This is a genomic window from Maricaulis sp., assembly GCF_015665295.1.
Taxonomy (GTDB): Bacteria; Pseudomonadota; Alphaproteobacteria; order Caulobacterales; family Maricaulaceae; genus Maricaulis.
Window position 1 is genome coordinate 94,310 of the sequence record NZ_JADFAJ010000007.1, and the last position, 11,359, is coordinate 105,668.

Genomic DNA, 11,359 nt, shown 5'->3' on the forward strand with positions numbered 1-11,359 from the left:
GGGTGAAGCAGGGTCGATGGGGCGGCGGCGAAGCCAACGTTCGTGCGCAAGACGTCATCAGCATTCCGCCGTGCGACGCACGCCAGCCCCTCCGTCTCTCCGCTGCGCGGCGAGCCACCTCCCCACAATGTGGGGAGGAAAAGCGCCCTAGGCCAGAGGGCGGGCCGGTGTCGGCTTGCCGTCCGCGTCGAGTGCGACCATGACATAATCCGCCTCGCCAACCTTGCGGCGCTCGCCGGTCATAAGGTCTTCGGCCTCGGCGAGGACGGCGATGGTCATCGAGGTCCGGCCAACCGAGGCGACCGTCGCGATCACGTCCAGCAGCTCGCCTTCACGCGTCGGGGCGATGAAATCGATCTTGTCCGACGCCGCCATGCCGACATCGCAGCGTGTATGGCGCGAGGCGGCGATATAGGCCGCCTTGCCCATCAACGACATGGCATTGCCGCCGAACAACTGGCCGAGATGATTGGTATCGCCGGGAAAGACCAGCTGAAGCGTGCGGGCATAGCCTGGCGGGCTGGCGGCAAATTCCGGCCTGGCATCGGGCGCCGGCGGCAGCCGGTCCGGATTGGTCTTGCGGTCGGCAGCGACCATGGTGAAGGCGCCGCGCGTGCAGACATGGCGGGCGCCGGTGATGAGGTTTTCCGCTGCCAGTTCGACATCGACGATCATCGAGGTCCGGCCGACCATGCGGACCTGTCCGGTCAGCTCGACCAGGTCCCCGACATGCGCCGGCGCCACGAAATCGAGCTTGTCGCAGGAGGCCGTCACGAAGGGACGACGGGCATGGCGGGCGGCAATCAGGAAGGCCAGCTTGTCCATCTCGGCCATCGCCGCGCCGCCGAAATAGCTGCCCTGATGGTTGGTCTGGTGCGGGAAGACGAGATCCGTGTGCCGGATCTCGGCGAGATGGCGGGGCTGGTTGGTCATCGGGAGAGCCTTACATTGTCAGTGATCGCAGGGACCCGGCGCTTGCGCACACCCGCCCATTGATCGCTTGCCGGGACGACGCCTCAGCGTGTTTCTTCAGTCAAGGGGCATGCCCGCCACGCGGCCCTTCGGGCCCTTGACTGAAGAAACACGCTGAGGCCTGCTGGCTGACAAGAGAACAATGTCTCCAACCGCGCCGCGCGCCGGTCTGATAAGGGTGTTTCCGGCCCGTCCGGACCGACTGCCCACCCCTACATCAGCATCGTCATCGGATCTTCGACATAGGTCTTGAAGGCCTGCAGCCACTTCGCGCCGGTGGCGCCGTCGACCACACGGTGGTCACAGGTCAGCGTCACGGTCATCACCATCGCAATCGCCAGCGCGCCGTCCTTGACGACCGGACGCTGTTCGCCCGCGCCGACCGACAGGATCATGCCCTGGGGCGGGTTGATGATGGAGGCGAAGCTGTCGATGCCGAACATGCCCAGATTGGACAGGGAGAAGGTGCCGCCCTGGAATTCCTCGGGCTTGAGCTTGCGGTCGCGGGCCCGCGTCGCGAGGTCTTTCGACTCGCGGGAAATCTGCACCAGTCCCTTCTGGTCGGCATCGGTGATGATCGGCGTGATCAGCCCGCCCTCGATGGCGACGGCCATGGAGACATCGGCATGCTTGTGGCGGGCAATCATGCCGCCCTCGATCCAGGAGGAATTCGCCGCCGGCACTTTCTTCAGCGCCAGGCCGGCCGCCTTGATCAGGATGTCATTGACCGAGACCTTGTCGCCATCCTTCTCGGCGGCGGCATTCACGCGCTTGCGGAAGTCCATCAGCGCATCGATGCGGCAATCCACGGTGAGCGGGAAATGCGGGATATCGCGGAAGCTCTCCGACAGGCGCTTGGCCGAGATCTTGGTGATCCCGTCGGCCTTTTCCAGCTCATAGCGGTCGCGGGCGATGCCATAGGCCTTGAGCGGATCGTCCATGTCGACGGGCTTGGCCGCCGGCGCTTCGGTCGCGGTTGAGCCGCCAGCCTTGGACGGCTGGGCGTTCTCAACATCGCGCTTCACGATCCGGCCATAAGGTCCCGATCCGTCGATGGTTTTCAGGTCCAGCCCCTTGTCGGCGGCGATCCGTCTGGCCAGCGGGCTCGCCTTGACGCGGTTATCGCCGCCCTTGGCGGCGCCCCCTTCGTCTCCGCCTTTGGCGGAGCCACTTCCCCCGCTCGCGGGGGCAGAAACAGGCTCGGATTTTCCTCCACCGCTTGCGGGGGAGGTGTCAGCGGAGCTGACGGAGGGGGCCGGCGCCGCAGGCGCCGGGGCAGAAATCTCGGTTTCACCCTCTTCCAGAAGCACGGCGATCACGGCATTGACCTTGACGCCTTCGGTGCCGGCCTCGACCAGGATCTTGCCGACGACGCCTTCATCGACCGCCTCGACCTCCATAGTCGCCTTGTCGGTCTCGATCTCGGCGAGCACCATTCCGCTCTCGACGGTATCGCCTACCTTGACGTGCCATTTGGCCAGTGTGCCCTCTTCCATGGTGGGCGACAGGGCGGGCATCAGGATTTCGATGGACATTAAAAGCTCCGTCAAGCAGGCCCGTTCGCGCGCGACTTGAGGGTCGAACGGGCAAAGAAGGTCAGGAAAAACAAGGCGACATAGACGATGGCCAGCCCGCCCGAGAGCGATTGCTGGATCAGGGCGTCGAGCCCCGTCTCGGAATTGTTGAGCGCAGCCAGACCCGTGGGTGAGAGACCGGTCGTGCGATCAATCTCGGCCAGGGTGGCGATGAAGCCGTCATGCACCTGCGACGAGCCCAGCGCGATCCGGCCGAGAAAGGCGAGCACAAGACTCAGGAAAAAGAAGGAGAAGAGCCGCAGCCCGGCGCCGGCATGGCGAAGGAAGACCCAGATGGCGACGACATAGGCCGAGATCACGGTGAAGAAGACCTGCACACCCAGGAGAAGGATGTTCTGGTACTCCACCATCTGCTCGATGACGTCGGCCTCATTCATCTCAGGCCGTCCCTTTCGGACCGGAAATCCGATCGATATTCTCGTCCCAATTTGCGCCGTCAAACTCCTGGAAGCGCAGCTGCAGATTGGCATCGGCATCGAGGGCGCGCAGATTGACGCTCCAGCCGTCAGGATGCGAGCGCGGTACATAAAAGCTCTTCACGCCGCATTTCGAGCAAAACATGTGTTTGGCTTGATGCGTGCCGAACGTATAGGTCGTCAGGCTCTCCGCGCCCCGCTCGATCTTGAAATCACCCTTCTCGACAATGAGATGGATGAAGCCGGTCTTGGTGCAGATCGAGCAATTGCACGACAGGGCGACGACGCTGTCCGGCAGGTTCACGGCAAAGCCGACCTCACCGCAATGACACTCGCCGTGGCGCCAGGATTTTTGCGGAGACGCCATCTCCCTACTCCGCGTAGCAGACAGCCTTGGCCGCCTTCACGATGTCATCCACGCCCGGCAAGGAGAGCTTCTCCAGATTGCCGGCATAGGGCAGCGGGACGTCTTCCTGGTGGACGCGGGCGGGCGGGGCGTCGAGATAGTCGAAGGCCTCGGCGGTGACGACGGCAGCGATCTCCGCGCCGACACCCATGCGGCCCCAGCCCTCTTCGGCGCAGACGATGCGATTGGTCTTCTTCACCGACTGCACGATCGTGTCGGTGTCGAGCGGGCGCAGCGAGCGCAGGTCGATCACCTCGGCAGAGATGCCCTCTTCAGCAAGGATTTCAGCGGCCTTGAGGGCAAAACCGACCATGCGGCTGTGGGCGGTGATCGTGACGTCAGTCCCTTCACGGCGGACCTTGGCCTTGCCGATCGGCAGGACCCAGTCCTCCACGTCCGGCACGTCAAAGCTCTCGCCATAAATGAGCTCGTGCTCGAGGAAGACGACCGGGTTCGGGTCACGGATGGCGGCTTTCAGGAGGCCCTTGGCGTCGGCCGCGTCATAGGGCGCAACGACCTTGAGGCCGGGCACATTGGCATACCAGGAGGAATAATCGTGGCTGTGCTGCGCACCAACCCGGCTGGCGGCGCCATTGGGGCCGCGGAAAACGATCGGACAGCCCATCTGGCCACCGGACATGTAGAGCGTCTTGGCGGCCGAGTTTATGATGTGATCGATCGCCTGCATGGCGAAGTTGAAGGTCATGAATTCCACCACCGGACGCAGCCCGTTGAAGGCGGCGCCGACACCCAGACCGGCAAAGCCGTGCTCGGTGATCGGTGTGTCGACCACGCGCCTGGGTCCGAACTCGTCCAGCAGGCCGCGCGTGACCTTGTAGGCGCCCTGGTATTCGGCGACTTCCTCACCCATCACGAAGACGGTGTCGTCGCGGCGCATCTCCTCGGCCATCGCATCGCGCAGGGCGTCACGGACCGTGGTGGAGACCATTTTCGTGCCTTCGGGAATTTCCGGATCGGAGGCCAGGCTCGCTTTGCTCGCCCCCCCTTCGTCTCCGCCTGCGGCGGAGCCACTTCCCCCGCTCGCGGGGGCAGAAACCGGCGTCTCGTCATTCGAAGCCGGCGTTTCGACCTTCGCGGACGGCGCCTCGACCGCGCTGGCATCCTCACCGTCCTCGGCCAGGATGGCGATCGGCGAATTGACCTTCACGCCCTCGGTGCCTTCGGCGACCAGGAGTTTGGCGACCACGCCCTCCTCGACCGCCTCGACTTCCATCGTCGCCTTGTCGGTCTCGATCTCGGCAATCACGTCACCGCTCTCGACGGTGTCGCCTTCCTTGATATTCCACTTGGCGAGCGTGCCCTCTTCCATCGTGGGAGAAAGGGCCGGCATAAGGATTTCAATCGACATGGCTCTACCTGTCCTGTGTCAAATCTTGCAGAAGGCCGAAGTCAGCCATTGGCCGCTTCCGGCTTGTAACGCAGCGCGTGCTCGCGCATTTTTCCGGCGAATTCCATCAGCGTGTTCATCGGGCGGATCAGCACCTCGATGCGGACCATCCGGCCCTCGTCATTAAGGGTGATCTTGTCGATCCCGACGAGGCCCTTGCCCTCCACCGAGCCGGTGAATTCGAGCATGAGATCATTCCCGTCGACCCATTCCTGACGATAGTCGAAGCCTTCCACCACCGTGATCACACCCATCAGGATGTGCAGCAGGTAATGCTTGTCGGCCGACGGTTTCCACACGACCGGCGAATGCAGCTCACAGCCCTCGGCGATGATCGAGGCCAGACGGTTGGCATCGCGCTCCCGCACGGCCTGATGCCAGTTGTCGAGGAAGTGGCGAACCTGCGGGGTCATCAGACCTCCACCAACACATCTGTATAAAGCTCGCTCGGATCCGGTTCCGGGCTGTCCTTGGCGAACTGGGCGGCCTCGTTGACGATGGCCTTGACGTCCTTGTCGAGCGCCTTGAGTTCGTCCTCTGATGCGTGTTTGCCCTCGATGAGGCGCTTCTTGATCAAATCGATCGGGTCGTGATGCGAACGGATATCGTCGACTTCCTCGCGGGTGCGGTATTTCGCCGGGTCGGACATGGAGTGGCCGCGATAGCGATAGGTCTTCATCTCGAGAATGTAGGGACCATTGCCGCCGCGGGCATGGGCGACGGCCTTTTCGGCGGCACGCTTGACCGCCTCGACGTCCATGCCGTCGACCTGCTCACCGGGAATGCCGAAGGAGATGCCGCGCTTGTAGAGCTCGATCTCGGACGAGGCCCGCTTGACCGCGGTGCCCATGGCGTACTGGTTGTTCTCGATCACATAGATGACCGGCAGGTTCCAGAGCTTGGCCATGTTGAAGCTCTCATAGACCTGGCCCTGATTGGCCGCGCCATCGCCGAAATAGGCGACCGAGAGCTTGCCATTGCCCTTGTACCAGTCGGCAAAGCCCAGACCGGTGCCGAGCGCCACCTGGGCGCCGACAATGCCGTGGCCGCCATAGAATTGCTTCTCGCGGGAGAACATGTGCATCGAGCCGCCCTTGCCGCGCGAATAGCCGCCCTCGCGGCCGGTCAGTTCGGCCATGACCCCCTTGGGGTCCATGCCGCAGGCCAGCATGTGGGCGTGGTCGCGATAGCCGGTGATCACCTGGTCGCCCTCTTCGAGCGCCGCCTGGATCCCGGTCACCACGGCTTCCTGGCCGATATAGAGGTGACAGAAGCCGGCGATCAGGCCCATGCCGTAGAGCTGGCCGGCCTTTTCCTCGAACCGGCGCATCATCAGCATGTCGCGATAATACTGAAGCAGCTCGTCTTTTCCGGCAGCCTTGACCGCGGACTTGGCGGCGGTGGTCTTGCTTGTACGCTTGCTAGTCATTTATTCGCACGCGAAATAAACTGTTCGCGCTCCCATCTGACGTCTATCGCCGCATAGCAGATGCCGCACTGCACCCGCAAGCGTTGAAGCGGAAAATCAATCAGGTGGAGGTTTGGCGCAGACGCCGGAAACGCGACCTAGCGGCGGTCTTCCGGTTCGATCTCGACGATGAATTCGCGCGGATGGGCGACATTGAGGATGTCGCGGGCCCGTTCCTCGACATAGTCGAGATCAAGGCTGTCGGAGCGCAGACGGGCTGCGGTGACTTCAAGGGCCAGGCGTTCGGCCTGGGCCAGGGCGAGCTCGGCTTCGGTCTCGCTGATCTCGTTCTTCACGACAATCCAGTTCAGCACGCCTTGCTCGCCCGTCAGAGCGTGATAGCCGAAATAGGCAATCGCGACGGTGAGCAATGCTGTCGTGGAAAAGCGCTTGATCGCGTCCAAAAACCGTACACCCTTGTTCGGACCGGCGCTCATACGCCGTGTTCTTCTGCACGGGTGATTCAACACGATCACACTTTAGGAGTCGTGAATCACGGATTCAGGACTGGGTAAGGGATTGGACTGAAATGAGACCGCCCCTCTCTCCTGCGCCCCGCTTCTAGGGGCTTGGCTGGTCGGCATCACGCTGCACACCCAATGCGTCAAGCAGGATGGCTGCCAATGCCGGGGATGTGGATTGAGCATAGGTCGCACTCAGATTTCCAGCACTGCGATAAACAACCATATTGCCGATGACCGGCGGACAGGTGTCATCGATACACAGGAGTTCGTTGAGCGAAATTGCCGTGGCGCTTTGGACCGTTTCAGCGGCTCGTGCCAAGACGTCCGCCTGAGGCAAAACCGAGCGTCGCGGCTCGCTGCACGATTCAATTCGCGCGTCGTTTTCAATCAGGCAATCAACCGGATCTCTGCTGAATACCGGCGTGGACGCGAGCGCCAGGACCGGGATTCCCAGATCACCCAAACGCTCCCAGGTCTGGATAAGCGCGTCTTCAGTACCCGTGAGCTGAGCAGCCGGGCCATTGAACCCGAAAAGTGGCTGTGTCCAGTTCAAGGATGTGATCACCAGGTCGGGCGAAAGCGCCTCGATTTCGGCGAGAGTCGCGTCACTCCAGGCGCGACACGTCGGGTCCGCTTGGCCGTCACTGCCCATCATGGGGGCGTCCAGCAACGGGCAACGAGACCGGGTGCGCACATGCAGGCGAAGCCCGTAGAAAACCGCAATGTCGTGCAGGGCCGGGTACCATTGCGTCGCGAATGTGTCTCCAGCCAGAACAACGACGTATTCGGCATCTTCCGGACCAATGCTGCAACCCGACACGCCCGTTGCCCCTGATCCGACATGGCAGCCATTGCGCTGAACGGCTGGGAGGTCGTAGAAAGCCCGGTCCAGTGGCGGACGCAGGGGCTCCGGCGCAAGCATCGCAAATTCCGGGTCAATGCGCGCCATGGCGCCTGGATAGACACCCGGATCAAAACCGGTTGGCAGGGTTGCCATCGCCACAGTCTGCGGAGAGGCAGGCGTTGCGGGGCTTTCCAATCCGATGTCCAGCTGACGGCCTTCGACAAGCGGGACGATCCGGGCAGACAGTGCGGGGCCGAGCGTCCGGGAGAAGGTGGCGGACAGATGATGGCTGTCCCGAAAGGCCAGAATATTCCCCAAAACGGGACGGCACATTCCGCTTGGACAGATTGCGTCATTCATATTCACAAGCGTTGCCGTCGGCACCAGCCGGGCAGCTTCCAGCTGTGCGTCAAAGTCCTGGGTCAAGTCCTCCAATGGCTGTGCACACTGGTCCGGATCATCCGGATGATCCGCAACGCAATCGGGTACATCAAACGGAAAATTGGGAGTCTGAGCAATCACCATGACAGGAATTCCCGCCTCGCCAAGCTGTTGCCAGGCCGATGCAAAGCCACGAACCGCGCGCTCGTTATTATCTTGGACCGAGGTGTAGCCAGCGATCCAAGTATTGGTCATTTTGCCGGTGATCACGAGGTCGGGCTGTAATTCAATCAAGGCGTTCAGCGTGTTGTAATACCAATCACGGCACGCCTCGTAAGGCTCGTCTGCGCCATTCACCATTTCATCGATGAACTCGCATGACGACTTGGTATAGGTGTGAACCGCATAATCGCGTTGCTCAGCCAGAAACCGCAGCGCCGGGATCCATTGTGCGGCATGGGAGTCGCCGACAATGGCCAAGACATGCTCCGCGTCCTCGGGGCCATAGCGACACGGTGCTGGTGCCGTGGCCGCTTGATCAACATGACAACCAAGCACGTAGGCTTCCGGGTTATCACGGCGCACCGCTTCAAGACGTGGAATGAAGGGCATGTCCGGGACAATCATGTCGGGATCGGACGCGACCAGCGCCCCGGGATAGTTCCCAAAATCCAATGACAAGCTCGCCGCCTGACCACGCGAATAGATGCTCGGCACGATCAGGCACATCGCGACAGCCAGTGATCCAGCCACGAAACCGAGACAAATGATGGCACTTCGGCCAGATCCGGTTCCGGCGGGGCGTTCGCGGAATCTGTCTTCGACATGAAATTTCGAGAGATGAGCCAAAACGATCGAAATCAGGATGATCGAAAGCCCCGTCAGCGGCCCGGGCGTCTCTCCCAAAAGGGCGTTCGCGAATACCACGACAGGCCAGTGCCAAAGATACAATGAATAGGAGATGTCGCCGATATATCGCATCGGGCGAAGCGCGAGCAAGGCACCCGGATCATAAGCCTTTTCGGAATGCCCCGTAATCAACAGCAAAGCAGCGCCAAGCGTTGGCAGGAGTGCAGCATATCCGGGAAAAACAGTGTCGGACGTGAACCAAACACCAGCGACAAGAATGGCGAGCAGGGCCAACCACCTCAAGACGACCGACAGGCCGGCCGAAAGTTTCACGAACGGCCGATACAGCGCGACCAAACCACCCAGCGCAAGCTCCCAGATGCGCGCTTGGGTCAGAAAATAGGTTCCGCCATCATCCGTGGAGTACAAGACTGAAAGCGCCAGAGATCCCGCGAATACGGCGCCAAATGCGATGCCCAATACCGGGACCACCGAGTGTCTGGTTCGCGCCATCACCCAGGCAATCACCCCGATAATCACCGGCCAGAAAATGTAGAATTGTTCTTCGATCGACAACGACCAATAGTGCTGAAACGGGCTGGGGTCGTAATCGGCCGCAAGGTAATCAAGTGCTTCAAAATAGAGGAAAAAATTCTCTACATAGAGCGCACTGGCAACAACTTCCCACCCCGTATTCTCCCACTGGGTGGATGGCAGAAAGACGAATGCCGCCAATCCCGACACGACCAGTGCCAGACTGGCCGCCGGCAGCAATCGACGGCCGCGGCGCTCATAGAATTTCAGATAGTCGACGCGCTGGTCCTTTGCAGCGCCTTTGAGCAAAATTCCGGTGATCAGATAACCGGAAATCACAAAAAACACGTCGACACCGACATAGCCGCCGGTCACGCTCGCTGGAAATACATGGAAAACAAGGACGAGGAGAACGGCGATCGCGCGCATTCCCTGGATATCCGGCCGGAACTCGCTGGCCCACAGCATACGCCCGCTAGCACTCATTCGTCCTATCCCCCTGAAAGCCTTACCCTAGCGTAGTGACAAGCAGAAGCAAGACGGGCCAATGTCACGGTTCGGCCGACATTGCCGCAGCTCCGCGCTGTCTGGAACGACTGCCCTGAATCGCGGCTCGGATGGAAGGCTTTTAACTTGCGAGGCCGGACGGGCCGGCAAACAGGCCGGTTTCACCCAGCATGCTCTCAATTCTCAGCAGCTGGTTGTACTTGGCGGTCCGGTCCGAGCGGGCCAGTGAGCCGGTCTTGATCTGACCGCAATTGGTGGCGACAGCGAGGTCGGCAATGGTGGCGTCCTCGGTTTCGCCGGAGCGGTGGCTCATCACGGCGCCATAGCCCGAGCGAAGCGCCATATCGACGGCGTCGAGGGTTTCCGAGAGCGTCCCGATCTGGTTGACCTTCACAAGGATGGCATTGGCCGCACCGCTCTCGATGCCCTGGGCCAGGCGTTCCGGATTGGTAACGAAGAGATCATCGCCCACCAGCTGGCAACGACCGTCAAGCCGCTCGGTCAGCGCGCGCCAGCCATCCCAGTCATCCTCGGCCATGCCGTCCTCGATCGAGACGATCGGGTATTTGTTGACCAGCTTCTCGAGATATTTCGCGAATCCGTCGGCGTCATGGCTGATGCCGGCGCCTTCCAGAACATACTGGCCGTCCTTGAAGAATTCGGTGGAGGCGACATCAAGGGCCAGGGCGACATCCTCGCCCGGCCTGTAGCCGGCCGCCTCGATGGCATCCATGATCACATCGAGTGCCTGCTCGGCGGAGGTGAGGTGCGGCGCGAAACCGCCCTCATCGCCGACATTGGTGTTCAGGCCATCCGCCTTCAGGCGGGCCTTGAGCGCGTGGAAGACCTCGGCGCCACAGCGCAGGGCTTCGGAAAAGCTCGGCAGGCCGACCGGCATGATCATGAATTCCTGGAAATCGACCGGATTGTCGGCATGGGCGCCGCCATTGAGGATATTCATCATCGGCGTCGGCAGGACCCGCGCATTCATGCCGCCGATATAGCGGTAAAGCGGGAGGCCCTGCACGTCGGCCGCAGCATGGGCCGTCGCCAGCGAGACGCCCAGCATGGCATTGGCGCCCAGACGGGCCTTGTTGGCCGTGCCGTCGAGCTCGATCATCGCCTCGTCAATGCGGCGCTGGTCTTCTGCATCCATGCCGACAATGGTTTCAAAGATCTCGCCTTCAACCAGCTCGCAGGCTTTCAGGACACCCTTGCCGCCATAACGCTCGCCGCCATCGCGCATCTCGACCGCCTCATGGGCGCCGGTCGAAGCACCCGACGGGACCGCGGCGCGGCCGAAGGAGCCGTCGTCCAGCAGCACGTCGACTTCCACGGTCGGATTGCCCCGGCTGTCGAGGATTTCGCGGGCGATGATGTCGGTGATGGCGGTCATGAGACTCTCTTCGAGGTAAAGGCGCGTTGGCCGCTTCATAACCAAGGCTGACCGGGACGCAAGCCCGCGAGTGCGGGCAAATCGGCTTGTTACCGCGAACACCCGAAATAAGTGCGGTT

At 61.8% G+C, this 11,359-nt stretch carries 10 protein-coding genes; all 10 read right to left on the reverse strand.

All coding sequences use genetic code 11. The annotated features are described in order from the left end of the window. Positions 1–147: 147 nt before the first annotated feature. Positions 148–933: a hotdog domain-containing protein gene (locus QZZ02_RS03750; protein WP_291842495.1), complete on the reverse strand. Its 786-nt coding sequence runs from the start codon at positions 931–933 to the stop codon at positions 148–150. A gap of 251 nt (positions 934–1,184) precedes the next feature. Continuing rightward, the gene (locus QZZ02_RS03755) at positions 1,185–2,507 is read right to left on the reverse strand and encodes a pyruvate dehydrogenase complex dihydrolipoamide acetyltransferase (protein WP_291842496.1); all 1,323 of its coding nucleotides are present in this window, start codon (positions 2,505–2,507) and stop codon (positions 1,185–1,187) included. Positions 2,508–2,518: 11 nt separating this feature from the next. Next, complete coding sequence (locus tag QZZ02_RS03760; protein ID WP_291842497.1) at positions 2,519–2,944, reverse strand: hypothetical protein; 426 nt, start codon at positions 2,942–2,944, stop codon at positions 2,519–2,521. Position 2,945: 1 nt separating this feature from the next. Next, positions 2,946–3,350, reverse strand: coding sequence for a GFA family protein (locus QZZ02_RS03765; protein ID WP_291842498.1), 405 nt, complete (start codon positions 3,348–3,350; stop codon positions 2,946–2,948). Positions 3,351–3,354: 4 nt separating this feature from the next. Continuing rightward, complete coding sequence (locus QZZ02_RS03770) at positions 3,355–4,758, reverse strand: pyruvate dehydrogenase complex E1 component subunit beta (RefSeq protein ID WP_291842499.1); 1,404 nt, start codon at positions 4,756–4,758, stop codon at positions 3,355–3,357. A 41-nt stretch (positions 4,759–4,799) separates the two neighbouring features. Then, positions 4,800–5,210, reverse strand: coding sequence for a hypothetical protein (locus tag QZZ02_RS03775; protein WP_291842502.1), 411 nt, complete (start codon positions 5,208–5,210; stop codon positions 4,800–4,802). Further along, positions 5,210–6,226, reverse strand: coding sequence for a pyruvate dehydrogenase (acetyl-transferring) E1 component subunit alpha (pdhA, locus tag QZZ02_RS03780; RefSeq protein ID WP_291842503.1), 1,017 nt, complete (start codon positions 6,224–6,226; stop codon positions 5,210–5,212). Before pdhA ends, QZZ02_RS03775 begins: the two co-directional genes overlap by 1 nt. Before the next feature lie 137 nt (positions 6,227–6,363). Beyond that, on the reverse strand, positions 6,364–6,702 hold the full coding sequence (locus QZZ02_RS03785) for a septum formation initiator family protein (RefSeq protein WP_291842505.1): 339 nt from the start codon (positions 6,700–6,702) through the stop codon (positions 6,364–6,366). 124 nt (positions 6,703–6,826) lie between these two features. After that, the gene (locus QZZ02_RS03790; protein ID WP_291842506.1) at positions 6,827–9,823 is read right to left on the reverse strand and encodes an acyltransferase family protein; all 2,997 of its coding nucleotides are present in this window, start codon (positions 9,821–9,823) and stop codon (positions 6,827–6,829) included. Between the two features lie 142 nt (positions 9,824–9,965). Continuing rightward, positions 9,966–11,240: a phosphopyruvate hydratase gene (eno, locus tag QZZ02_RS03795; RefSeq protein WP_291842507.1), complete on the reverse strand. Its 1,275-nt coding sequence runs from the start codon at positions 11,238–11,240 to the stop codon at positions 9,966–9,968. Between the last annotated feature and the right edge of the window lie 119 nt (positions 11,241–11,359).